The organism is Mycobacterium sp. NGS34 (genome assembly GCF_059812845.1).
Genome location: NZ_JCALDM010000013.1, coordinates 83,274 through 108,255, shown reverse-complemented (window position 1 = coordinate 108,255; position 24,982 = coordinate 83,274). Strand labels below are relative to the sequence as shown.

Below are 24,982 nucleotides of genomic sequence, written 5' to 3'. Positions count from 1 at the left end.
CGGAATGAACCCGGCGATCAAGATGAAGCCGATTGCCATGGTGACGAGACACAGAGTGCCACTCCACGCGCAGAACTTGTGAACGGTCCGATTCATCCCAACCTCCGCATCAGGAATCACGCGTTGGCGCGCGAAAAGGTGTCCACCATCGACCGGAACGCGTCCTCGCTTGACGCTTGGTCGATCGGCGGTACATACGGTGTGTGCAGGACGATGTGCGGAAGCACTCCGTCGTAGGCGGCGAGCTGTTCGGCGGCTTCGTCCGGGGTGCCCGCGATCGCGAAGGCGCGCAGCAGCTCATCCGATGCCGCGGTGGCCAGCGCCGCGGGCCCGTCGGTGAGGAGCCGCCGCAGCACGTGGTCGCGATCCTCTTGCAGTCCCATGAATTCGATTACCGTCGAGCCCACCGGGTAAGCCACGTAGTTGCCGACGTTGATACGAGCGCGGCGCCTCGCCTCGTCTCGGTCGTGCGACACGCTGCAGATCACCAGCGCGGTCACCTCGATGTCCGACGGGTCCCGGCCGGCCTTCGCAGCGCCGGCAGCCACGTTCGGAAGGACGTGCTGTTGAATGAAGGCGGGCGTGGGCAGGAAGCCGAGCACGCCATCGGCCACTTCGCCGGCCAGTCGCAGCATCCCCTCCTTCAATCCGGCCAGATAGATAGGTATCTGAGGCCTCACCAAGGTTCGGGTGCCCCACGGGTTGAGAGGCGGGCTGGACGCGCGGTAGATCTTGCCGCGGAAGTCGAACGGTTCGTCGGTTTCGAAGTGTCTCCAGATCTGGCGTATCACATGGATGTATTCGCGCATCCGTGTGAGCGGGCGGTCGATGTCGGTACCGTTGAAGCACTCCATCCAGCCCGCGCCGCCGGTGCTAAGACCTAGCAGGGTCCGCCCGCCGGACAGTTCGTCGACGTCTGCGGCCGCATTGGCCATCTCGTAGGGGGTGCGGGGCGCGGCGGTAGCGATCCCGGTGCCCAGCTGAATCCGGGACGTAGCCCGCGCGTTCAAGGCGTGAGTAATGAACGGATTTCGGTAGAACTCGTAGTCCCAGACCGAATCGAAACCCGCGTCTTCGGCGAGCGCGGCGAACTCGGCGTACCGCTCGTAGGGCTGGTTGAGCATCGGCAGCGACACTCCGATGCGGCTCTTGGTGGATTGCGTCAAGGTTGCGCTCCTTGAATCGACACCGTTGTACGATCGGGTGCGAACGATCGTTCGCAGGATCACCATATCCGATCGGATTGCAATCCGCACTAGCCCGCTGGCAGCGGCGACCGTCGTCTTAATCCGCGGCTGTGCTTGGGTGTCTACTTAGGAGGGCGTCGATTCCCGCTGACGTATACGCGTTCGGCTCGGCGGCCAGAAACTGTCGCGATTGAGCGCCTGCGCACCACCCCCACGCAGCGACGGCATTTCAGCGATTTGAGGTGGGATGTCTCGATTCACCAAGTGCTGGCCGAACGGTGCGAGCAGTCAAACTCGGGTCTGGGTGTCACCTAACGCGGGCCGCGGCCGACCCGCCACACCAGCCCATACCGAACGGTCGCTAGTTCGATCCGTAGTAGGGCGGTGGATATTGGCCGCGGAGGAGCCACGCGAACGCCGCGATGCCGTATTCCAACTCGTCACTCGCGTCGTAGTCAGGGTTTGGATCCATCCGATCACCTTCCGTCGAACATCGGCAACGCCCCCCGCACCGACCCTGTTGGAGTCTAGGGCAAACCGGGTCGAGAGCGAAAGGTCGTTCACGTGGCGTCCCACGCCGAAGGCCCAGTTTCCGGTAATGAGCTGGGCGAACGAGCGCTCGTCCCCGCGCCAATGGGCGATTCTAATACGAGTTATAAAGACCTGGCTGGTACCTTGCCGCGCCGCCCCGTGGAGTGGTTGACTGTTCTGACATTGTGTGTCCAAAAATTACGGCATCAGTACGCGAACGAGGTTGATTGTGAGAGGTCTGTCGACGCGGCTGCGGATACTTTGCGTTGCTCTGCTCGCCATTGCGGCGTGGGGCGTCACGACGACGGCCGGTCGCACCGGCGCGGCCAATGCAGCGGGGAACGTCGAGTCCCTCATGGTGCCGTCGGCAGCGATGGGCCGCGACATCCCGGTGTCGTTCATGGGCGGCGGCCCGCACGCGGTGTACCTGCTCGACGCGTTCAACGCGGCCCCAGGAGTCAGCAACTGGGTCACGGCCGGCAACGCAATGAATACGCTTGCGGGTAAGGGCATCTCGGTGGTCGCGCCGGCCGACGGCGCCTACAGCATGTACACCGACTGGGAGCAGGACCGCGGCAAACAGTGGGACACGTTCTTGTCGAGCGAGCTTCCCGATTGGCTGGCCGCCAACAAGGGATTGGCGCCCGGCGGACACGGCGTTGTCGGCGCCGCCCAAGGCGGTTACGGCGCGGTGGCACTCGCCGCGTTTCATCCGGACCGATTCCGCTACGCCGGATCGCTGTCCGGAGTGCTCGCTCCCGAGCGGACCGGGGTCGACGGAGCGGTCACCGCGGCCCTGAAGAATGGCGGCGCCGACCCCGTGAACATGTGGGGGGCACCCCAGTTTGGCCGGTGGAAGTGGCACTCCCCAAATTCCCACGCCGCGCGCCTGGTAGACCAGAACACCCGGCTGTGGGTGTACAGCCCCGCTGCCGGAAGCCCGAGCGATGGTGCCGCCGTGGGCGACTTCCCCGATATCTGGCAGAGCACCTGCAGGGATTTCTATGCCAGCTACCGCGGATCCGGCGGCCACAACGGCCACTTCGATTTGGGGGCCGGCGGGGGCAACGACTGGGGGACGTGGAGCCAGCAGCTAGCAGCGATGTCGAGCGACCTAGCCGGAAACATCGGGTAACCGCCGGCCAATTGTTTCAGCAACTCGTGTGACGTGCTGGTGCGTCAGCACGACACCTTGATGGTGAACGGCGCGGTCGTCGGTTCGGGCGATTTCGGGCCGTAACCGAATGCGGCACCGGCGATCTGATAGGTGTTATCGGTGAGCGTGACAGTGGCGTCGCTTCCCAGCCCCCGGTTGTAGTCACCGGTAAAGCCGTTGAGGTTGCGGATCCGAACAAGCTCAACCGTGAGTCTTCCCGCGTTGGACACCATTACCGTCGCGCCCGCCGTGTCGTTGCCGGTGGTGATCGTGGTCAGATATTCCTCCCGCGGTGCACATTCCACCGTCCGGCTGATCGGCAGGTCCTTGCCGTCAATGCTGAGCTGCGCAGCACCGGGAGGCAGCGTCCCGGGTTTGGGATTCGCAGACTGGTGCCCCGATGAACAGGCGGCGCTGCCACCGATCATCAGGGCGGCGGCACCGATGAAAACCACCCTGTTTCGCACGGCAATCCTCCTGTTCGCCGATCGTGTCTGAAGTGTATCGGCACTTGGGCGCCCTCGCGCAAGCATTTTAGGACGCCGAGATTCAGAATTTTCGCCCGGTCGTCATCGACGCGGGAACAGTGACCGCGATTTTTGCTCAATTCCAGCCCCACAAGTGATCTCAACTCATAGACCTGCCGGATCAACTATGAAAAGATCGAGGTTATGGCAGTCTGCGATACCGCACGAGCGACGCCGCTGCGGACTTCGACCGTGATTGGTGGGATCGCTGCGCTCTGCGTCGTCACCGCCGCGCCCACAGCAAACGCGGACAACAATCGGCTCAACAACGGCGTCGCCCAAAGTGTCTACGTCATCAAGCGCCAGGCCGGCTGCACAACCGACCTGAAGCCCAACGCGGCACTCGAGCTTGCGGCGCAACGGCACGCCGACGACGTGCTCAACAACCGCGCACTCGACGGTGACATCGGCTCGGACGGGTCGGTGGTGCAAGACCGCGCCCGAGCCGCGGGCTACAACGGCACGGCGGCCGAGACGGTGGCAATCCTGCCGTCGATGTCGATCAATGGCATTGACATTCTGGGGAACTGGTACTACCGGCCTGACTACTTCGCGATCATGTCCAACTGCGCCAATACCCAAATCGGAGTGCGGACTTCGTCGAATCAGTTGGATCGCACCGTGACTGTGGCGGTCTATGGCCAACCGGGCTGAGCGTCGGCCCTACCGTTTAACCGGCATAAGAAACCTACTCGAGCTTCGAAGACCTGGCGGCGCCGACGGCCTTCTGTTTCTCCGACCGCAAATCCGGCATCTCAACCAGCGACCGTTGATGCCCAAGTGATAATTGATGCTCCTGCGCCGCAGGTGTTAACAAACGTTCATTCCCCGAAAAACGCCTGTGCGCTAGGCTAATCCAATGATCCGATCATTCGGCGCCGTTTCGGCCCTTCTGGCGATTTCACCGATCGGGCTCTACTGTGCGGGCCCCTCGGCCGCGTCTCCACCGGGCGGAACCGGGCAGTGTTCGTTTGTGCTCGACGGGCCGAAAGTCGTGAATGTATCGGGCGTGAAATATGTGACGGCAACGGTGCATCCTGGATCATGCACGTTGCACGCCCACACCGAAGCGACAGTCTGCCTGACCGTCGAGGGCGACGATTCCGCCGGACAATGCGGGTCGGGATACGATCCCAACCCGGCGGTGGTCTACTACCCCTACCGCCCGGGTGCGACGTATGTGGTCAAGGGCCAGGGCTGTACCGACACGTTGGAGGGTAGCGACAGTCCGGCGAAGCCTTTGACGCTGTGCCAAGACATTTCGCCCTCGCGCGTCACGCTGTAGGGCGGACGAACTACACCGGGTCGAACCCGGAGATCAGCCAGTGACCGTTGATCTTGTCCAGAGTCACCCGCACGCTCGACGTGCTGTCCGTCGGCGGCTCCTTGTCCACGACGGCGGTCTGGTTGACGAAGAGCAGGGTCACCGCGTGGCTGGGCGTCGCCGACACCAAGGCCGCGGCGGGGACGGTGGCCGTCGTGGAGATGTGCCCGCGCTTCGCGCCCGGGATCACCACGTCGCTGATCAACTGCGAGTAGGACTCCTTGAACGTACCGGTCAACCGACTCTTAGCGGCGTCAAGATCCTTCTCAACGGTGTCGGCCTTGTACGACAGCAAAGCGATCGTGGAATCCTTTGCGGCCGCCAGCGATTCGATGCCCGCAAGCTGCGATGCACGCGCCGAGGAATCCTGCCACTTCAAGAATCCCGCGGCGCCGGCCAATAACAGCGCAATCCCGGGAATGACGCCATACGCCAGCACCCGGGACCAGCTGACGCGGAACTTGGCCTTGGCCGGCCCGCCCTCCTCGTCCTTCTCCTCGGCTGTGGCCTCTTCGGCTTCGGCGTCGTCGGATATCGCTGCCTCGGAGTCTTCACTGTCCTGGGCGGCCGGCGTCGTGGCGTCCGAAGGCGCTTTCGCGTCGCCCGCTCGTGATTCGCCATCGGGTTGGCCGGTTTCGTCATCGGTCTCGTCGGAAGCCGGCTTGGAGACGCTGCGGGCACGCGGCTGTGCACCTCGGCTTCCGCGCCGGCCTTCTACACCGCTGGCCCGCGCCCGCCGCCGCCTGACTGGCCCGGTGGCCTTGTCCGGCTTGGCATCTTGCGTATCGGCCTTTTCAGTGCCCAACTCGCTTGCAGCATCGGTTTGTACCCGCACAGCGGCTGATTCCCCCTCTGGTTTGGCGGATTTCCGGTCGGCGTCGCCGGAATGGGGCTTGGTCATGGCACGAAAGCGACGTTGGAGATCTTTGCGTCGGCGCCCGACTTTTCCACCGTGATGCGCATCCGCCACTCCCGCGGCTGCTGGTCGGCCGCGCCGAGGTTGGTGGTCTTGATGGAGACGGCGACAAGCACCTGCGCTTTGTCGCCCGACTCGGATTCCACGCCCGCTTCGGTGATCGTTCCGACCGACTTCGACTGCGCCTTCTTGACCACGTCGATGAAAGGCTGCTTGCGCTTGGAGAACTGGTCGTAGAACTGACCGGTCGCCGAGTCAAGAACACGCTGAACGTCACCCTCGGCGTGTTGCCAGTCGATCGTCGTCAGGTTCAGCGCACACTGACGACCGACCTGAAGAAACAGCTGCCGCTGCGTTTGGGCCTGATGCGACTGATAGGCCCGGAAACCCAACCACCCAACGGTTCCCGCCAGGGCCGCGACGATGGCCAGCCCGACGATCATCGCCAGGCGGACATGCGACTTCGACCGAGGATTCGCCGCCGCGCCTTCGGCGGCAGTATCGGCCTCTTCTTCGACCGCGGCGTCGTAGTCCTCCGTCGACTCGCCGTCTTCCGGGGAGTCGGCTGAACCGTCCTCAGTGTCGTCGTGCGATGCCGGGGAGGATGTCTTCTCCGCTGCCTCGTTTAGTTCCCCGTCGGGGGTGTCAGCATTTGCTGCCATGTCCGCTCCTTGCCCGCACTGCCAGCCAGTGTGGGCTGTTGGTACCTTTGCCCGTCCGGTCCAACGTACTCCCCGCTGGCCGGGTCATAGTCGGCCACCGCGTTGGGTGGCGGCGCCGCCGGCGCCTGGCCCGGCGCGGCCGGCGGCCCGCCCGGGAATCCCGCGGGTATCGGCGTCCCGGGGTCGAATTGTGGGACGCCTTGCCCGGTCAAAGTGGCGTTGGGGTCACCCTTCCAGTTGAAGCCATCGTTCAGCGGAACATAGGGTTCGTCGCTTTCGCACTGTTTGACCGTTGGGGCCCGCTTGCCCGGTCGGGTCTCGCACGGATAGTTCCGCGCGCCGCGAACCGCGTTGAAGTTCGAATCCTGCGGAATGCGGCAATAAACCAGGCCGGGCGGGCGGGGTGGGGTGTCCTCGAACACCGCAGAACGCTGCTGCTGGACCGGAAAGAAGCCGGTGGTACACGGGGGCGGCCAGTTGAGGTTCAGGTTGAAGCTCAAGCCGAGGCCTTTATAGGGGCCCTTGAGGTCCTTATCGGGCAGCTGTAGTGCTTGGGAGTCGGCCACTATCTGGGGCGCCTCCACCAGCAGCGCTTCGAGGTTGTCGCGGTAGGTCAGCGCGACATCGCCGACGGGCACCAGGTTGTTCACCACATCCGGCAGCGTGGGCTGAAGTCGGTCCGTCACCTCGTGCAGGGAGTCGAAGAGCGGCCCGACGTTGTGCAGGGTGCCCGTGAAATCACCGTTGTTTTGTTCGACGGTCTGCAGCTGCTTGGTGAGGCTCGCCAGATGCGCGGCCCAGCCCTGGATGGCGTCCGAGGTGTCGATTTGGCTATCGAAAATCGGCTTCGGCTCGTCGATCAACGTCAGGATCGAATCCAGATTTTGGCGCGCGCCGGTGGCCAGTTTGGCACCGCCACCGATCAACCGGGACAACTCCGGCCCCAGCCCACCCACGGCCAGATACGACTCGTCCACGACCGTCTTGAGCTCCTGCCGGGGGATGGCGTTCAGGCCCCGATTGACCGCCGCCAGAAGCGAATTGATGTTCGGCGGTACGCGCGTGCGATCCGCGGGGATCACGTCGCCGTTCTTCAGGACCGGCCCCTTCCCGCTGTGCGGGACGAGATCCACATACTGCTCACCGATCGCCGACGCGCTATGCACGTACGCGGTCAGGTCCGCGGGAATGTCGGTGCCGGAATTGAGCGACAACACCGCTTCCACACCGGAGTTCGTCAGATGCACCTTCGACACCTTGCCCACCTCGACGCCGCGGTAGGTGACGTTCCCGGCGCGATACAGCTCCCCCGCCCGCTCGAGCTCCACCTTCACCGTGTAGCGGCCAATCCCCAAGTACACCGCCGGCAAATGCGCGTAATACAAACCAACCAGCCCGGCGGCGACCGTCGAAATCACCGCGAAGACCGCCAACGTGATAATGGTCCGTCGATGTAAACGCATCTCACGGCCCCTGATTGAACTGGTAGGGAGCAACCAGCGGGTTGCGGGCGGTGTAGGGGCTGGGCATCACACCCAAGGTGCGGCCCCACTGCATCTCGAGTTCCGTCAGATTGCCCTCCCACCTCGTACCGGTGAAGAACGACGAATCAAGGCGGCTCAGCGTCAAGTCGAAGATGCCGGTCAAGTTCCCGTAGTCACCCTTGATCCATTTGGACACTGGCGGTTTGGAGAACAGGGGGACCGTCAGATAGTCGAGCCCACGGGTCAGCGCCAGCCCCGAGTTGGCCAGTGATTGTTCCACCGGACCGACGTCGCCGAGCTCTTTGATGAGGTTCTCCTTGGTCTGCTCGAGCACGTCGGCGGTATCCGCGCCGAATGAACTGAGCGGACCGAGGGCGTCGGCGAGCTTTTCCCGTTCATCCTTCAGGACGGCGATCGCATCCGGGATGGTCTTCAGCGCCTTGTCGAGGACCGACTTCTGCCCGGCGACTTGACCGACCAAGTTGTTGAAGCTGTCCAACGCGGCGATGATGTCGCCCTTTTGGTCATTGAGGTAGGCGGTGAACTTATCCAGCTGCCCGATCAGGCTTCTCAGATCCTGCTCGCGCCCGGAAAAGGCAGTGCTCAACGTCTGGGTGATGTCCTGAAGCTGGCCCAGGCCGCCGCCGTTGAGCACCAGCGACAACGCGCCCAACGTCTGTTCGGTCGACGGGTAGGCGCTCGCCGACGACAGCGGGATCATCGAGCCGTCGTGCAGCTTGCCCTTCGCCGGCGCGACCCCGGGCGGCGTTGCCAGTTCGACGTGCAACGTGCCAAGCAGGCTGGTCTGACCGATCGCGGCCGTCGCATTCGCCGGCACCTCGACGTTGGGCTCGATCGTCATGGTGACCAACGCATGCCAGCCTTGCCGTTCGACCTTGGCCACATTACCGATGAGCACGTCGTTGAACTCGACCCGCGAATTCTCTTTCAGGTTCTGGACATCCGGCATCTGCGCCTGGACGGTGTAGGAACCGGGACCGACACCGACTCTGCCCGGCAGGGGCAGCGAGTTCGCACCCCGGAAGTCCCGAAGGGCTCCGCAACCGGAGACCGCGGCCACCGCCAGCACGATCAGAAGCATCGCGCTGGAGCGGCGCCAGTAGCTGCACCGGCTCAATGCCCACCTCCTACGTCGCCCATGTTCTCGACGCTGCTGGGCAACATCATCGAGCGCAGCCCGGTCGCCGGATCGACCGGCAGCGGATTCGCCGGCTTGGCCGGCACGTAGGGCGCGTTCGTGTTGATCATCCCGTTGCCGAAGAAATTGAAGATCTCGTTCGCCGGCGGCAGCGGCCCGTTGGGTGGCGGCGGCACCGTCCGGAACGCCTCCGTGGGCGGCGGCCCGGGCGGCGGGATGTAGTCCGGCCGCAGCCAGTCCTCGCTGTACGTCACTTCGTTGGGACGCGCCGATTGGCCGACGAACGGGTTGAATCCCAGCGGCAGGAAGTTGGCCTGCCGGTTCTTGATGATCGGCGCCAGATATTGGACACACAGCTTGGCCGATTGCTCGGCGCCCAACCTGGACGCGGCCTGCACCCCAGAGCACAAGAACTGCAACGGGTTAGCGAAATTCTGCAGCGCCAGCGCGCCGGTGAACGCCGCCTGAGAAGGCTGATAGATGTTGAGCACGTTCTGGAACACGTTGGGGCCCACGTGCAGGGCCTGCTTGATGTCGTCGAGGCTCTCGTCCAACGCAGTGGTCAGCTCGGCCAGCTTGTCCGCGCTTACGCCGAGCGTCTCGCGATTGTCGTCCAGAAACTTCTTGCTCTTGACCAGAACCTCGTTGAGCGAGGTGGCCCAGTCCCCCACCTCGTTGGGGTCGTTGGTCAATACCCGCGTGACCGCGGAGAGGTTCTGGTTCAGTTGACGTAGCAGGCCGCCGCTGTCATGCAGCGCCGAAACCAGCGCCGCCAGGTTCTTGAACGTGCCGTACAGGTCGCCGCTATGGTCGGCGAGCGCCGAAACCGCCTGTGACAGCTTGACAACCGCGTCCCGAATCTCTGCGCCCTGGCCGTGCAGGTTGGCCGCCGCGGTATTGACGAACGCCCCCAGCGTGCTCACACCGCCCGGTTGGGTTGGCTGCAGGATGTCGGTGAGCTTCTCCAACTGCGCGCGAAGGTCGTCCCACTCCACGGGGACCGCCGTGCGGGCCAACGGCAGCACCGCGCCGTCGGCCAGCGCCGGCCCGCCGGTGTAGGCGGGGGTCAGCTGCAGGGCCCGCACCGTCACCAGGTTCGGCGACAGCACCACCGCCTTGGCGTCGGCGGGGACCTTGTACTTGTCGTCGTAGGAGAACGAGATCTTGACGCGATCGGGCTGCGGTTCGATCTTGTCGATCTTTCCGACCGCGACGCCGAGGATCACCACGGCGTCGCCGACGAAGATGCCGTTGGCGTTGTCGAAGTATCCGGCGACATGCGTGCGTCCCCCCGACGATCGCATCAACGCAGCCGCCCCACCGATCAGCGCCACCACCAGGACGGCGGCGAGGGCGATCCGTGCCTTGCGCGAATTCACTGTTGACCCCCGTCAGCGGATTGCGGCGGCCCGGGCCGGGGGCCGAAGGACTCCCTCGGCGCGACGACGGGACCTTGGTTCGGTGGTATCTGGCCGGGCGCCGGCTCCTGGATCGGCCCCGTCGAGGCGTTGCCCGGCCCGGGACCCTGCGCCGGCGGTCCCGGCGGTGGGCCGCCCGGCGGCGGCGCCGGCGGTTCCTGCCTGAGGGGATAGCAACCGGGGGCTCCAGGCCTGCCGGGCACGCTGCACGGCCTGTCCCCGGGGTTACCCGTGATTGCGTCCGGAATATTCAGGCGCGGCTCGCCACCCTGGCCGGTCCGTGGGTAGGGCATCGGCAGCGGCGGTGTGGCGGGCTGGCCGGTTTGCGGGTCGGTGAGCTGCGACGGCAACAGGGTCGCAGGATCGATTCCGAGGTCGGAGAAGGCGCTGTCGATGAACGGCTGGATGAACTGTCCTGGCAGCAGGTTGACTAGGTACGCCTTGAAGAAGGGGCCCGAGGCAACCGCTTCGCCCAGCGCCAGCGCAAAGCTGTCGAGCCCCTTCAGCGCCTCCTGTATGCGTCCCTTGCGGTTGTTGAGGAGCGCCACCAGCGAGTTGAGCTTCTCCAGCGAGGGTCGCAGCGTCGCGTGGTTGTCGTCGACGATTCCCCCCAGCGCCCGGGCGATATTGGCGTTGTCTACCAAAACCTTGTCCAGCCAACGGCTTTCGGATTTCAGAGCGGCCAACAGCGAATTGGTATCGCCGACGAGTTTGACGATCTCGTCGCTGCGCTTCGCCAGCACGTCGGTGACCTTGCCGGCGTTACTGAGCAGGTTTCGCAGCTCCTTGTCACGCTCGTTCAATGTCTGTGAGAACCGCGCCACGCCTTCCACCGCGGCCTTCAATTCCGGTGGCGTGCCGTTGAATTCGCCGGCCACCACAGAAAGCGCGTCGGACAGCTGGTCGGTGTTCAGTTTGGCGACGGTCGTTGACAGATCGCCCAGCACGTCGGGCAGCTGGTACGCGGGCGTGGTCCGCTCGAGCGGTATGGGCCCAGTGAGCCGGCCCTCACCGCGGGGTGTCAGCTCGATGAGCTTGCTGCCCAAGAGCGTCTTCAGCTTCACCGCAGCTTCGGTGCGGTCGCCGAGGCGCACATCGCCGGGAATGCGGAACTTGATCAAGACCCGGGGTCCATCCAGGCTGACGCTGGACACCCGCCCGACCCGGGCACCCGAAACCTCGACGACGCTATTGGTTTCCACCCCGCCCGCCTCGGCGAAATACGCCGAGTACTCCTTTTCGCCGGTGATGAACGTCAGCTTGTTGTAATTGGTCGCGAGGAGTATCGCCACAACCACGACGGCGATGCCGATCCCGCCGATGAGATACAGGTTGCGTTCGGAGAACTGTCGCATTTCGAAAAGCCGTCTGTAGAGGCGTCTCATTTCGGAGCGCACCTCCCCGACCGCTGGCTCGCCAACGTGATGTAGGTCGGTTGCCCGTTCTTGCCGTTCACCTTCAGAATCAGGTCGCACAGATAGAAGGTGAAGAAGTCTCCGTAAAGCCCTTCCCGGCCGATTATCTGGTAGTCGTCGGGCAGCGTATTGATCAGATTGTCGACAAAGTCTTTGTCGGCCATCACGGTGCCGGCAACCCGGTCGGTCTGGTCGACGACCTTCTTCAACGGCGAGCGGGCCCTCCTCAGCACCTCAGCGCCCGCCGAGAAGAGTTGGTCGGCGCCCTTGAACCCTTGTGCGATGTCGTTCCTGCGGGCCTGCAGGGTGGACATGAGCATCGACAGCGAGTCGACGGCCTTGCCGACCTGACCGTTCTGGTCGCCGAGCGAGGCGAGTGCGGTGTTCAGGTTGGTGATCAGGTCGCCAAACAGCTTGTCGCGGTCGGCCAGGGTGTTGGTCACCGCCGCGGCTTGGGTCAAGACCGACCCGATCGTCGGACCCTGGCCCTGCAGCGCCTGGATCAGCTGGCCACTGATCGTGTTGACCTGGTCCGGGTTCAGCGAGCGAAATACCGGTCGCAGGCCCCCGATCAATGCGTCGAGGTCTAGCGCCGGCTGGGTCCGGCTCAGCGGGATGGTTGCCCCCGGATCAAGCCTCTTGAGTGCCCCCGCGCCTTCCTCCAGCGTCATGTATCGGCCGCCGAAGAGGTCGTCGTAGCGGACCGCCGCCCTGCTGCCCTCGGTCAGCACCACCGAATCATCCGCGGTGAATTCGACCCGCACCGTGGAATCGGGCTGCACGGCGATCTTTTTGACCTTGCCGACCTCGACGCCGGCGATGCGGACAAAGTTATTTTCCCGGAGCCCGGACACGTTGGCGAACACCGCGCTATAGGTGTTCGACTTCTCGAAGCGGTACTGGGAGAACACGAGAAACAGCAGCGCGATGCCCGCCAAACACACTGCAGCGTAGACGGCAAAGCGCAACATTATGCCTCGGAAGTTCTCGTGCAACGTCTGCCTTTCTTGGACGCGGGTTGGGGTGCGCTGGCGGCGGCTCTAATGGGGCTTGACCGGTGTCCCCGGGAAGGGCGGTACGAACGGCTCCGAACCTGCCGGAGGATTGCCCATGCCCGGGTCCTTCGGCCTGCCGGGCGGAGGCGCCGGGGGCAGGCCCGGATACAGGGGCGTTCCGTCTGGGGCGTATCGCTGCGCACCATAGGGTGGCGCGCCCGGGTATGGCACCGGACCCGGCGCAGGACCCCCCTGGTCTTTCATGGTCGGCGGTAGGGGTGTCCCGCGGGTGGACGGGAAGTAGTTGACGTAACCCGGGAAGCCGACACCGGGGTTGGGCCGCACGTCCATGCCATTGCCAAATCCGGAGTCGGTGATCAGATACCGCTGCGGGAAGTTCTTTTCCACGTCGGGCAACGAACCGCAGCTGGGCGTTCCGCCGGGGCCACCCTTGATGTCCAAGACCGGCAGGTTATCCGGATACTTATACGTGTCATCCCCGAAGAGCAGCCCGGCATCGGCGATGAACGACCGTCCGTTGTAGGTGAACGAATCCGCGTAGCCCCGGTCCATGAGGAGCTTCGCGCCGAGGAACATGCACGTGTACTCCGGGTTGTATTTCATCAGCAACCGCGTCGTCGGCTCGAGCGAGTTGATCAAGTGGATGATGTTGCCCTTGTTCGGGCCGATCAATTTGTCGCCGCTCTTGGACAGGCCGGAAAGGGAAATGAGCGCAGCATCAAGGTCTTTCGCGGACTTGGTGATCACCACACTGTCTGCGCTCCCGGCGTCCAGCGTGGCCATCAGGTCAGGCGCTGCGGCGCTGTAGGTGTCGCTGAATCCCTGGAACGCATTCCAGTCGGCCCGGATCAATTCGCTCCGGGGGTTGACCGCCATCAGCACCTGATTGAAGTCGGTGATGGCCTGCCCGATTGCTTCACCCTTCCCCCGAAACCCCTCGGCCAAGGCGGCGATCACCGCGTTGATCTTGGCCGGGTCGATCTGATTCAGCACACCGACGAGGTCCTTGAGGACCGTGTTCGCCTCGATGCTCACCTTGGTGGTGCTCAACACCGCACCCGACGCCAGCCGCTTGCGACTCGGGTCGCTGGGCGGGCGCAGATCGACATATTTCGCCCCGAACACGGTGGGCGAACTGATCTGTGCCTCGACGTTGGCCGGAATGTATTGCAGCTGGTCCGGATCCAGCTCCAGCTGGAGAGTCGCTCCGTCTTTGGGATCGATCGACGCGACCCGGCCGACCTCCACGCCGCGGTACTTCACGATCGAGTTGGCGTCCATGACCAGGCCTGCGCGTTCCGCCACCAGGGTCACGTTGGCGTACGACGTGAAATCTCTCTTGAAGGCGATGACGATGAGCGGGATGGACCCGATGATGGCGCTGACCAAGAGCAGTGCCCACCAGCCCGGGTGCACCTTGCGCTTCTGTCTCATCGTGCTATCCCGACAGGTGGAAGTCGCCGGACTTCCCGTAGAGGACCAATGACAGCACGAACGTCAGGGTTATCGATACGACGATGGAGGCGCGCACCGCGCGCCCGACCGCCTCGCCAACACCCGCGGGCCCGCCGGAGGCGGTGTAGCCGTAATAGGTGTGGATCAGCATGACGATGACGGCCTGCACGGTGCACTGGAACCCTGACATGAGCACGTCTCGCGGCAGCAGGAACGTGTTGAACCAGTGGTCGAAGCCGCCGGCCCCCTGGTGGTAGGCGAGGATGACAACAGTCCGAGTCGTGAAGACCGATCCGACGAAGGTCACGCAATATAGCGGGGGCACCACCAGCAGACCCCCCAGCACCCGGGTCGACACGAGGTAGGGGATCGAACGGATGCCGATGACCTCCAGAGCGTCGATCTCCTCGCTGATCCGCATCGCGCCGAGTTGCGCGGTGGCGCCGGCGCCGATGGTGGCCGCCAGGCCGTTCGCGACGATGAGCGGAAGTTGCAGGCGCACGTTGGCATAGGCAGAGAAAAACCCCGCGATCGCGCCAACGCCGAGGCTGCTGGCTTGGACGTAGCCGAAAATGCCGACGATGGCGGCGGCACTGCCGGTCAAGACCGCGAGGATCACCACTTCGCCGCCGATCAGGGCGAGCGCGCCGACGCCTAAGCCCATGTCGGCGACGACGCGGAGTGTCTCCGCTTTGTATTTCACAAGCGCGTCTCGAGTGGAGACGAGAGCCTTGACATAAAAGGCCGTCTGTTCGCCCAGGCGATTCCATTCGCCCGCCCAGTTCCGCGCGCTGCGCGTCACCCGCGGGAAGCGGGCGCTGCTGACCGTCTTTATGTCATCGATCATGTCGCCAACGTCGTCGTCGCGGTGATGACGCTGATGATGATGTTCACGATCAGCAGGGCCATGAACGTGTACACCACGGTCTCGTTGACCGCGTTGCCAACGCCCTGCGGACCGCCGCCCGCGGTGATGCCCTTGTAGCAGGCGATCAAGCCGGCGAGCATTCCGAAGATCGAGGCTTTGATAAAGCTGACAATGACTGTGGGAAAGTTGGTCAGCAGCGTCACGCTCGACGCGAAGGCACCCGGATTACCGTTCAAGGCGTAGGTGGCGAACATATAGTCGGCGCACAACCCAGCGATGATCACCACGCCGTTGATCAAATTTCCGGTGATGAGCAACGCCGCCACCCTGGGTACGACCAATCGGTGAATCGGGTCGATGCCCAACACCTTCATGGCGTCGATCTCCTCCCGGATGGTGCGCGCACCCAGGTCGGCGCACATCGCCGTGGCTGCCGCACCGCTGAGGACAAACACCGTGGTAACCGGGCCGATCTGCGATATCGTGGCCAGTCCCGAGGCCGCGCCGTTGATGTCACCCGCGCCGAATGAGACCGCTGCGACGCCGAACAGAAACACAACCATTCCGTTGAAAGCTATTGACTGCGCGATGGCGGGCAAGGTCGCGACCCGAGCGACGAACCAGCACTGCTCGATGCACTCACGCCAGAAGAACGGCAGACGCATGGCTTGCACAAAGGTGTCGAGCGCCAACGCCATAAAACCGCCGACCTCTCGGAGCGGCGTTCGCAGCGGCTTGATTAGCCCGACCAACGGGATGCTCGAGCTCGCTGCCGAACCCCTGACACGTTGCTCGATGCCAGTTGGAATAGCGTCCTCAAGCGTTTGAATCTGTCGTGCCGACGGTGCCTCTCCCGTGTCACCAACCACGCTTGCCGACCGCACCGGGGCAGGGCACGACTCGGTTTGCGGCAATATGTCCATCTCCCCCATCCCTGCCCATCTCGCTCTTTCCTCGGGTCCGGCTTCGAGCTGATGTGTGCGGGACCACACACTCTCGCCTGACGTGTGCGGGACCACATTATGCAGCGACCGGTCCTAAGTCAAGGGTTTTCTGTCCTCGCCGTCTCAAAACTTTCGCCATAGGCTCGAGCGGGTCAGGTGCGTTAGTCGACTTACGCTGGCTTGCTTGATCTTTGATGAGATCACCAAGCGAATCGCGGAGCCCGAACAGCGAGGTGCTCGAGCACTGGGAAAAGCATAGTTTTATCAAGATTAAACAACATTTCGAGACCGGCCGTCGCGCATTCCGGCTGCACGGGGACCTGCCATCTGACCGGGCGACGAATGTGACCGGAGGTCGGCCCAGCCGGCGAATGATCTTCGAGCGCTATGGTTTAGCGCCGCTATACTCTCGGCGGCCGTGGCGGAGAAGCGCTCTCGCCGCGGCCGAAGCGCGCCCGTCCGGGCGAGTATTCAGCCTCCACCTCGGCATTGCTCTTTTTAAGACATCTTCAGATATGGTCGGTGACCGACGTGATCGTCTGGCCGGCCAATTCCTGGCCCTAATCAGTTGGACCACAACGCAGGTCGCAATTTGACGCGTGAGTAAAAAATCTACGGGTTGGTAATTCCGTTGCCGTGGGGCTTGCAGTCGACAACTGGATGAAGGGAAGGGAATGGCGATATCCACTACGCTGGCGCCGTGCCGTCGCTCACCGTCCGAATCGCCGTCGCTCTCGCGGCCTGGTCTACCGCGTTGCTCTTGGCGTCCTGTAGCGGCTCGCCTTCTGGTGACCACGCCCATCCCACTGGAGCAGACGAGAAGCCACTCATCACCGGCGAACCGGCCGCCAATAACGCCGCCGATGTCGCGTTCGCGAACAACATGACCGCACTCGAGGAGCAGGGGGTCAGCGTGTCGCGGCTGGTCCCGGATCGGTCCGGTAACGCCGAACTGGTCAGCTTCGCGGCCAAGACCGCATCGGCCCTGGAGGTGGACACACAGGTGCTGAAGGCTCTCCGGGCGCAGTGGAAGGAGGGTCAGGGCGACAAGCCCGGCGAAGCTGGGCCCGGTGGCACACCTGGGGGAACGATCGATCACAGCACGATGGCGAACCTGGCGTCGCTGCGTGGCCCGGAATTCGACACGCTCTGGTTGAAGTCAATGATCGGTCTCGATCAGGGCGCGATCGAGGTGGCCAACGCCGAAGTCACGAGTGGAAAGAACGTGGACGCAACCAGCCTTGCCAGGCAGATCGCCAAGGCACGCCAGGCCGAGATCGACCAGATGCAACAGCTCTTGGCAGGCTAAGCGCTGGTTGCACGCGGTCATTCACCGCAGCGTCGACACGACACTGATTCTTCGAGTGGGTGCGTGCTCGGTCGCCTCCCGGCAGCAACTGGCCGGCCGTTGGGTTGGCCGCTCCCCGCCGTGAGCATCGACGGTTTGTGTCCAGGCGGTGAACGGACGCTAACGGCGTGGTCAACTACCGGAGGGTGTGAGCATTTGTTGCCATGTTCGCTGGTTGCCGGGGCTGCCGGACAGGGTGGGTTGTTCGTATCGTTGGCCGTCGGGGCCGACGTACTCTCCGGTGGCTGGGTCGTAGTCGGCCGCCGCGATGGGCGATGGAGGCGCCTGGCCCGGCGCGGCCGGTGGCGCCCCGGGAAATCCCGCGGGGATCTGCATCCCCGGGTCGAACTGCGGCACACCTTGTCCGGTCAGTGTCGCGTTGGGGTCACCCTTCCAGTTGAACCCGTCGTTGAGCGGAACGTAGGGTTGTTCACTTTCACACTGCGTGACCGTCGGAGCCCGCTTGCCCGGCCGCGTCTCACACGGATAGTTGCGCGCCCCCCGCACCGCATTGAACGTCGAATCCTGCGGGATCCGGCAATACACCAGCCCCGGCGGACGCGGCGGAGCGTCCTCGAACACCGGCGAACGCTGCTGCTGGGCCGGGAAAAACCCCGTCGTGCACGGCGGCGGCCAGTTCAAATTCAAATTAAAACTCAACCCCAGACCCTTATAGGGACCCTTGAGATCCTTGTCCGCCAACTGGATGGCCTGCGAATCGGCCACCACCTGGGGCACCTGTACCAACAGCGCCTCGAGATTGTCGCGATAGGCCAAGGCGGTATCGCCCACCGGCACCAAATTGGACACCACACCCGGCAGCGACGGCTCCAATCGATCGGAGAGCTGCCGCGCCGAATCCAAGACGGGGCCGGCGTCACGCAACACAGCACTGAAGGCCGCATCGTTTTGTTCAGCGACCTGCAGCTGCCTGGTGATGCCGGCCAGGTGAGACGCCCAGCCCTGGATCGCGTCCGAGGAATCGATCTGGCTATCCAGGATCGGCTTGGGCTCATCGATCAACGTGGTGATCGCATCCAGGTTCTGACGCGCCCCGCTGGCCAGCTTGGCACTCCCACCAAACAACCGGGACAGCTCCGGGCCCAGCCCGCCCACCGCCAGATAGGACTCGTCGACCACCGTCTTGAGGTTCGCGCGCGGGATCGCATTCAATCCCCGACTCAGCGCGGCCAACAACGAATTGATGTTCGGTGGAACAGAAGTGCGATCCGCCGGGATCACATCGCCATTCTTGAGGAACGGCGCGTTGCCGCTGCGTGGTACCAAGTCCAGATACTGCTCACCGATCGCCGACGCGCTATGCACGTGCGCCATCAGATCCGCCGGAATATCGACACCCGACTGCAACGACAACACCGCTTCGACACCGGCATTCGTCAGGTGCACCTTGGACACCTTGCCGACCTCCACCCCGCGATAGGTGACATTGCCGGCACGGTACAACTCCCCCGCCCGATCCAGCTCCACCCTCACGGTGTAGCGGCCAATCCCCAGATACACCGCCGGCAGCTGCGCGTAATACAACCCAACCATCCCCGCAGCGACCATCGAGATCACCGCAAAGACCGCCAAGGTGACGATGGTTCGCCGATCGAGGCGCACGTCGGCCGCCTAGGGTGACTTGCCGGGAAGTGAGCCACTCACAGGCATCCGGTAGCCAGGGCTGCCGGGGCAGGGTCCGTATCGCGTGCCTTCGATAACCCCGAGCTGATCACACAGCCCGTTGTTGACCGAAAGCGGCAACTTGGCCCACTCGGTTGCCCGCCATCCCAGGATCCAGTCGGGCATGGTGCCCGGAATCCACAGCACCAATTGGATCGCCGTGTAGGTCGCGAGGAAGATGATCAGCGTCCGCACGCCGGGCCGGTAGCGGTCCAGGCCGCGTTCGAGAACGTTGCGGCCCCGGTCATCTCGAAGGTTGCGCAGCGCTGCCGGCAGGCCCGCGAAAAGGATGAAGACGAAGTATTCGGGGAAGATGGGCCAGCGCCACGCGTCGCCACCCAGGCGAATCGCCCACGGGCCCCCCGGGTAGCTCCACAGGTGCAAGGGGATGATCGCCAGCGGCTCGGCGAGCGAGATCACCGCGGTGAAGACCAGTATCAATCCCAACAGCTTGGCGTTGGACAGCTCCGGCCACCGGCGCCGCGCCGGGCGGACGACGACGACGTTGGCCAGCATGGCGATGCCCGGCAATCCGAACGTGAACAGCAGGCCGAGGAAGATCAGCGGGAAGGGAAGGCGGCCGCAGTCGGGGTTCACCACGAACGGCAGGTGGCCGCACGGGTCGTTGAGGTTCACGAACTCCGAGGTGTAGACGAAGTTCGGCTGGAAGACGTTCAGGCCGCCGCAACCCCAGATCATCAATGCCGTACTGGCACAGAGCATCACGTCGAAGGTGAGGATCCGTCGTTGCCGCAGACAATCGCGCACCACTTTGGTCGCCACGATCACGGAGATGACGATGACCGCCGCCTCCGTGATGCGGGCTCCCCACCACTCAAGGCCGTGACTGTGGCCGCGGTACATGGTCACCTGGTGTGGCCCGTCCATCAGCCAGGCGATCAGCGTCCAACCCTCGAGGAACAGGAACGGCACGGCCGCCACGGCCAGCCACTGCGGCCAGCCCCACGATGGCGTTCGCGGCTTGAGGCGCGCGGGCTCGCGGATCCCGAGCGGCTCGTCGGTCATGGTCATCGCGCCCTACCTCACAGGAACGCCGTGTCGGGGTCCAGGCCGCACAGCACGCGCCCGTAGACCTCGGAGTTGGTCGTCGGCAACAGCAGCGAGTGAACGGAGATCACCTGCATGTCACGCAACATGCGCTGAAGCGCGTCCTTGCGGTGGATGGCGCTCGCGCCGGACGCGGCTTGAATCACGTCCGCGGCCTCGCGGCACAGGCGAACCGTCCATCCGGTGTCTGCGCGGCAGCGGGCGCGGGTCTCGATGTCCAAGTCGGACGCGCGCCGCGACGCGGTGCCGGCAAGGCGCTCGGCGTGGAACCGTGCCTGATCCAATTTCATTGTTGCGGTGTCTATCTGGTGATGGGTGAGTGCGGCATCGGCCTGCCTCAGGTAGGAGGTGTAGGTGATGCCGCGCTTACCGACGCGACTGCGGAAGACTTCGAGCGCGGCCGCGACGACGCCCAGCGGGGTGCCGGGCAAGCAGGCCAGCGTGAAGGCGGCGGCGGGATGCTGGTAGTACGGGTTGTCGCGGACCAGGCTGGAATCCGACCGTCCCGCAAGGAAGTCGCCGATGCGCAGCACCCGCTCCTCCGGAACGTAGATGTCTTGCCCGGTGAGCGTGTTGGACGCGGTCGCGCACAGGCCGGTCACATTCCAGTCGTCGAGCGGGACGATCTCGTGGCGGGGAATGAGGAAGAAGCCCGCATCCGGGACGTCGCCGTCGCCCTCGATGAGCGCGGCGGCGAAGCACCAGCCGGAGTATTGCTGGCCAGTCCCGAACGGCCACTTGCCGGAAACCCGATAACCGCTTCCCTCGCGAACCGCGGTGCCGCCGGGGTTGACGGTGATCGTGGAGGTGGGGTTGTCGCTGGCGACAAACGCCTGCCAACCGGGATCGGGCAGCTGACAGATCAGATACGCCGCGGCCGTGTACACGGTGTTGATGAAGGACGTCGAGGCGCACCCGCGGGCCAGCGCCTCTGTCACGCCGACGATGGTCCTCGGCGAGGCCTCCAGGCCACCGACGCTCTTGGGCAGCGCCATCCGGCGGATTCCGAGATCGTCGAGCTCGCCGATCGTCGTCTCGGGCAGGCCTGCCTGGCGCTCCGCATCGTCGGCGCGGGCGGCGAGTTGAGGGATCAGCGCCTCGGCCGCTCCGATGAGAACGTCGTCCACTTCGACGGCGGGGGAAACAATTTCGTTCGTGGCGGTCACTTGGCACCTCATTCGTCTCGGCATGGGAGTTGTCGCGGCAGCCGGGTCAAGGCGGGCATGCCGACAGCGGAGATGCAACCAGCGCGAGATATGCGCGCGCATGGGTAGCCACTACCCAAATCGGCCGACGGCGGCCGTCAGTGTGTCGGGGCGGGCAGCACGCCGGCCAGCTCGTCCCGTCGGGAGATGCCGAGCTTGTCGTAGGCACTTTGCAGCTGATGCTCGACGGTCCGCACCGACAGGTGGAACTCCTCGGCGATCTGCTTGTTTGAACACCCCACTACGGCTCGCATCGCCGCCCGCAATTCGGCGGGGGTAAGCGCGGTCTCGTCGCCCAACCCGCCGACACCGAGCACAACCGCCCCGTCACAGCGTTGTAGCAAGGCGTCGGCGCGGCGTCGGGCGGCGGTGGCTTTTCGGCTGTCACCCCTTCGCCTTCGGATGGATACCTCCGCCGCCGCGGCCTCCGCGGCAAGCAGATATGCGCCCATGCCCTCGAAGACCTCGGACACGTCGTGGAGCCGGTCGGGGTTGCCGCGGCCCAGCGCCCTGGCATGGGCGGCCCGGCCGGCGAAGAGGTCGCCTTCGATCTCGCCGGCGAGCGCGGTGAGGCGGGGCGCGACGCGCCTGGCCTGCCCCAGGCGCGCCAACCCGTGCAAGGCGGTGGCCTGCCCGATGAGATCACCGGTGGTCTCGGCGACCGTCAGCCCTTCCTGGAGAAAGTCGCGGGCGGCCTTGATATCGCCCTGTGCGACGGCGGTCCACGCCCGGGCCTGCAGCAGGTCGCCGCTATAGGCGAACAACCGGGGCGAAAGGTCCATCGCATCCAGGCCCGTCAGGGTATCGACCGCGTCGTCGGCCCTGCCTCCGAGGGCGAGCGCGAGCGACAGGTGAACCAGGCAGTGCCGGACGAAGAATGGCCGGCCGAGCTGCTCGTAGAGCGCGCGGGCCTCCCGGCAGCGTTGAACCGCCGACCGGACGTCGCCCTGCTCCCCCACCCGCGTCGCGAGTTGCCAGGCGAAGAAGGCCTGGCGTTCAACCGACCGTTCCTCGATGCCCTTCTCGTACTGCTCGACGGCGAGCGCGCCGGCCTCATGCAGCCGGCCGAGCTGAGCCAGGGCTTCGCCGCGACTGTAGTTATGGATCCACGGATGCCACTCGATGGGCTGCTGCAGCTTCAGGTGCTCGGAGGCGCCTTCGTGCGCCCAGTGCAACGCCTCGTGCATGCGGCCGACACGGGTAAGGCTGCACGACACGGTAAAGCAGGCCCACACTTTGGCGCTGCCGGTGGTTCGCTCGAGCAAGGGCGCGGCCGCGGCCACGGCGGCTCGTGGACCACCCGAGGGGGCGACCAACAGAAGGCTGGCCCGCCGAGCGCGCACCTCGTCCTTCCACGCCGGATCGGCGATCTCCGCCTCGGCGCCCTCCGCCAGCCGCAATGCGTCGTCGATCTTCGCGAGGCTGAACGCGACGTTGTCGAGCCGGGTCAGTGCGACGGCTCCCCTCTCGGCATCGGTTCTCGCGATCGCGGCGAGCTTCTCGAGGTTGCGCTCGACCTCCACACCGCGTCCGCGCAACGCCGCCACCTGTATCGCCAACAGTCGCGCAGGGAAGCCGGCGCCACGTTCGACGGCGGCCTCGGCGAGCCGGGCGGCAAGGTCGAAGTCATAACTGCCACGCGCTGCCTGGGCCGCCTCGAGCATCAGCGCGGAGGACCCGCCTCCGCACTCGAGGTGCCAGGTAGCGATCCGAAGCGTGTCTTCCGGGCGCCGCAGATCATCAGTTTCACAGGCGGATTCGACCGCTTCGGCGAGCGCACGGGCGACGGAGACGGTCCGGATGGCGGGCGTTCTCGCGCGAACGACGTCCGCATACAACGGATGCGCCAGTCTCAGTTGCAGTCCCCGGTCACACACCTCGCTAACGATCAGGCCGCGGCGCTCGAGCTCCTCGATCGACTCCGGCTCGGCGAGCACACGCAACAGTTCGGATCCCAGCGGTTCGCCGAAGGCCAAGAATTCCAGCACGGCGCGCTGCGCCGGACTCAACAGCGAAAGCCTCGCCTGCACCAGCTCCACCAGCCGCTCCGACGGCCTGATGCCACGCACCTGGCGCCAAAGGCCTTCGTCGTTGCGGAGGCTACCGTCCTCGACCGCACCCAACACGAGTTCCCGGATGAACAGCACGTTTCCCCGAGTACGCGCGACCAGTCGTCGCACCAGCCCATGATCGACCGGGCCACCAAGCACCGCGCCAAGGATCTCTCCGACCGATTCCGGGCCGAGACCTTCGACCGTAATGCGTTCAGCGTGCCGGTCTTTCCAAAGGTTGAGCACCGCGTCGGGCACGGGCTCGGACGACCGCACGGTCAGCAACACGAACGCGGCGCCCGAGCTCGCGAGCTGATGAACGAGTGTCGCGGTCGCATCGTCGAGGAGGTGGGCGTCGTCGACCAGCAAGGCGGGCCGCCGTGGCGCCACGCGCTCGACCAGCGCCTGAGACACGCGATGGATCATTGCGGCACGATCGTTCACCGCGGATGAATGCGTCGACAGCGGAAGGATGGTCGCCACCGCCCCGAAGGGGATACCGCGCGCGGTGTTGGTCGCCGTCGCTCGCATCGCGGCGAATCCGTGGCGCTCAGCCAGCGCGAGCGCCTCGACCGCCAACCTGGTCTTACCCACACCGGCCACGCCGGCGAGCACCACACCGCTGCACAGACCTTCGGTAAGGACGCGCTCGATTTCTGACAGCTCCTGCGCGCGTCCGACGAAGGGCCAAACCGTGAGCACGTCGCCCACGATACGACGACCGGGCCGCGGCACAGGCGGATTCCCTTATTATTCGTGAACGGCGGTTAACGAGCGGCTGCCGCTGCTAAGCGTCGCTCACGGTGCCGCAGGTGGCCCGACGCCCTCCGGATAAGCGCCATAGATGGTCAGACGTGCCATTTCGTCGATGAAAGCCTCGACGCTTGGGCGGGGGCGGGTTGCGCCCTCAAACATCCAGTCCCCGTATATCGCAACGGAAAACACAAGCCCGAACATCAGCCGGGTCATGACCGCGGGGTCGAAGTCACGGAACCCGCCGGCATCGCGCTCGCGCTCGATGAATTCCTCGAAGCGTTCGAGGAGCACGCCCAGCTGCGGCGTCGACATGGTGTCGGCCGCCAGTGAACCCGTTGCATGGCCACCGATCATCTCTCGGATCAGTCGCCGATTCTCCGTCAGCACGTCGTACACCCCGCGATAGAAGTCGCGCGCCTCCATATACGGGCTTTTCACGCCACGTGGGCGCGCGGCCCAGTCGGCGATGTATTCGGACACGAAGGTGCTGAATGGGGCCAGCACGGCTTCCTCGAACAGTTTCGCCTTGGATCCGAAATGCCGGAAGATCATTGGCTCCGTCACGGACGCCGCGCGCGCGATCTCCCGTGTGCTCGTGCCTGCGTAACCACGCTCCGCGAACAGGGCGCGGGCCGATTCCAGGAGTAAACGCCTTCCCTCGCCGCGTGCCACCGGCTGACCGTCGACCTTTGGCTTACTCGACACCCCGTCATTTTGGCATCGACCGCCGCCTTCTGAGGTCCGAACGTCGCCGGTCGGCTGGCGCGAATCCCACACGATGCCCACAGGGCGGAAGTCTAGTAACACTT

General features: G+C 64.8%; 21 protein-coding genes and 1 pseudogene. 4 read left to right on the top strand and 18 right to left on the bottom strand.

Going from position 1 to position 24,982, the window contains the following annotated elements; genetic code table 11:
• Positions 1-116: 116 nt before the first annotated feature.
• Both AC5Y7V_RS25085 and AC5Y7V_RS25080 read right to left on the bottom strand, forming a co-directional pair.
• A complete protein-coding gene (locus tag AC5Y7V_RS25085) occupies positions 117-1,166 on the bottom strand; it encodes an LLM class flavin-dependent oxidoreductase (protein WP_499882741.1) in 1,050 nt (349 codons plus the stop codon).
• A 382-nt stretch (positions 1,167-1,548) separates the two neighbouring features.
• Positions 1,549-1,659: pseudogene (locus AC5Y7V_RS25080) on the bottom strand (CAP domain-containing protein); the annotation flags it as partial.
• Positions 1,660-1,947: 288 nt separating this feature from the next.
• Between AC5Y7V_RS25080 and AC5Y7V_RS25075 the strand changes: the two are divergent.
• Complete coding sequence (locus tag AC5Y7V_RS25075) at positions 1,948-2,853, top strand: alpha/beta hydrolase-fold protein (RefSeq protein ID WP_499882740.1); 906 nt, start codon at positions 1,948-1,950, stop codon at positions 2,851-2,853.
• 44 nt (positions 2,854-2,897) lie between these two features.
• Here AC5Y7V_RS25075 and AC5Y7V_RS25070 read toward each other — a convergent pair whose 3' ends face one another.
• Complete coding sequence (locus tag AC5Y7V_RS25070) at positions 2,898-3,302, bottom strand: lipoprotein LpqH (protein WP_499882739.1); 405 nt, start codon at positions 3,300-3,302, stop codon at positions 2,898-2,900.
• 243 nt (positions 3,303-3,545) lie between these two features.
• Between AC5Y7V_RS25070 and AC5Y7V_RS25065 the strand changes: the two genes are divergently transcribed.
• The gene (locus AC5Y7V_RS25065) at positions 3,546-4,055 is read left to right on the top strand and encodes a CAP domain-containing protein (protein WP_499882738.1); all 510 of its coding nucleotides are present in this window, start codon (positions 3,546-3,548) and stop codon (positions 4,053-4,055) included.
• A gap of 205 nt (positions 4,056-4,260) precedes the next feature.
• On the top strand, positions 4,261-4,686 hold the full coding sequence (locus AC5Y7V_RS25060) for a hypothetical protein (RefSeq protein WP_499882737.1): 426 nt from the start codon (positions 4,261-4,263) through the stop codon (positions 4,684-4,686).
• Positions 4,687-4,696: 10 nt separating this feature from the next.
• Here the strand turns inward: AC5Y7V_RS25060 and AC5Y7V_RS25055 are convergent, their stop codons facing one another.
• The 10 genes from AC5Y7V_RS25055 to AC5Y7V_RS25010 are packed head-to-tail and all read right to left on the bottom strand — an operon-like array spanning position 4,697 to position 16,041.
• Positions 4,697-5,626: a hypothetical protein gene (locus AC5Y7V_RS25055; RefSeq protein WP_499882736.1), complete on the bottom strand. Its 930-nt coding sequence runs from the start codon at positions 5,624-5,626 to the stop codon at positions 4,697-4,699.
• On the bottom strand, positions 5,623-6,303 hold the full coding sequence (locus AC5Y7V_RS25050) for an Rv1363c family protein (RefSeq protein WP_499882735.1): 681 nt from the start codon (positions 6,301-6,303) through the stop codon (positions 5,623-5,625). The genes AC5Y7V_RS25055 and AC5Y7V_RS25050 overlap by 4 nt, the downstream gene beginning before the upstream one ends.
• Complete coding sequence (locus tag AC5Y7V_RS25045; protein ID WP_499882734.1) at positions 6,267-7,766, bottom strand: MCE family protein; 1,500 nt, start codon at positions 7,764-7,766, stop codon at positions 6,267-6,269. The genes AC5Y7V_RS25050 and AC5Y7V_RS25045 overlap by 37 nt, the downstream gene beginning before the upstream one ends.
• 1 nt (position 7,767) lies before the next feature.
• Positions 7,768-8,889, bottom strand: coding sequence for an MCE family protein (locus AC5Y7V_RS25040; protein ID WP_499882799.1), 1,122 nt, complete (start codon positions 8,887-8,889; stop codon positions 7,768-7,770).
• Positions 8,890-8,921: 32 nt separating this feature from the next.
• Positions 8,922-10,325, bottom strand: a complete 1,404-nt coding sequence (locus tag AC5Y7V_RS25035) for an MCE family protein (protein WP_499882733.1) — start codon at positions 10,323-10,325, stop codon at positions 8,922-8,924.
• Complete coding sequence (locus tag AC5Y7V_RS25030; protein ID WP_499882732.1) at positions 10,322-11,719, bottom strand: MCE family protein; 1,398 nt, start codon at positions 11,717-11,719, stop codon at positions 10,322-10,324. Before AC5Y7V_RS25030 ends, AC5Y7V_RS25035 begins: the two co-directional genes overlap by 4 nt.
• Before the next feature lie 26 nt (positions 11,720-11,745).
• Positions 11,746-12,774 carry an MCE family protein gene (locus AC5Y7V_RS25025; RefSeq protein ID WP_499882731.1) on the bottom strand — a complete coding sequence of 343 codons (1,029 nt, stop codon included), beginning with the start codon at positions 12,772-12,774 and terminating at the stop codon, positions 11,746-11,748.
• Positions 12,775-12,819: 45 nt separating this feature from the next.
• Positions 12,820-14,229, bottom strand: coding sequence for an MCE family protein (locus AC5Y7V_RS25020; RefSeq protein WP_499882730.1), 1,410 nt, complete (start codon positions 14,227-14,229; stop codon positions 12,820-12,822).
• A gap of 4 nt (positions 14,230-14,233) precedes the next feature.
• The gene (locus AC5Y7V_RS25015) at positions 14,234-15,097 is read right to left on the bottom strand and encodes an ABC transporter permease (protein ID WP_499882729.1); all 864 of its coding nucleotides are present in this window, start codon (positions 15,095-15,097) and stop codon (positions 14,234-14,236) included.
• On the bottom strand, positions 15,094-16,041 hold the full coding sequence (locus tag AC5Y7V_RS25010; protein WP_499882728.1) for an MlaE family ABC transporter permease: 948 nt from the start codon (positions 16,039-16,041) through the stop codon (positions 15,094-15,096). Before AC5Y7V_RS25010 ends, AC5Y7V_RS25015 begins: the two co-directional genes overlap by 4 nt.
• A gap of 721 nt (positions 16,042-16,762) precedes the next feature.
• On the opposite strand from AC5Y7V_RS25010, the gene AC5Y7V_RS25005 reads away from it, so the two are divergent.
• A complete protein-coding gene (locus AC5Y7V_RS25005; RefSeq protein ID WP_499882727.1) occupies positions 16,763-17,371 on the top strand; it encodes a DUF305 domain-containing protein in 609 nt (202 codons plus the stop codon).
• A gap of 171 nt (positions 17,372-17,542) precedes the next feature.
• Here AC5Y7V_RS25005 and AC5Y7V_RS25000 read toward each other — a convergent pair whose 3' ends face one another.
• The 5 genes from AC5Y7V_RS25000 to AC5Y7V_RS24980 form a co-directional block, all read right to left on the bottom strand.
• Entirely contained in the window at positions 17,543-19,033 is a 1,491-nt protein-coding gene (locus tag AC5Y7V_RS25000) for an MCE family protein (protein ID WP_499882726.1), read from the bottom strand.
• Positions 19,034-19,042: 9 nt separating this feature from the next.
• A complete protein-coding gene (locus AC5Y7V_RS24995) occupies positions 19,043-20,125 on the bottom strand; it encodes a spirocyclase AveC family protein (protein WP_499882725.1) in 1,083 nt (360 codons plus the stop codon).
• Between the two features lie 11 nt (positions 20,126-20,136).
• Positions 20,137-21,327 carry an acyl-CoA dehydrogenase family protein gene (locus tag AC5Y7V_RS24990; RefSeq protein ID WP_499882724.1) on the bottom strand — a complete coding sequence of 397 codons (1,191 nt, stop codon included), beginning with the start codon at positions 21,325-21,327 and terminating at the stop codon, positions 20,137-20,139.
• Between the two features lie 137 nt (positions 21,328-21,464).
• Positions 21,465-24,128 (bottom strand): AAA family ATPase, encoded by a 2,664-nt coding sequence (locus tag AC5Y7V_RS24985; RefSeq protein WP_499882723.1) that lies wholly within the window; start codon positions 24,126-24,128, stop codon positions 21,465-21,467.
• A gap of 87 nt (positions 24,129-24,215) precedes the next feature.
• Positions 24,216-24,959 carry a TetR/AcrR family transcriptional regulator gene (locus AC5Y7V_RS24980; RefSeq protein WP_499882722.1) on the bottom strand — a complete coding sequence of 248 codons (744 nt, stop codon included), beginning with the start codon at positions 24,957-24,959 and terminating at the stop codon, positions 24,216-24,218.
• Positions 24,960-24,982 lie beyond the last annotated feature (23 nt).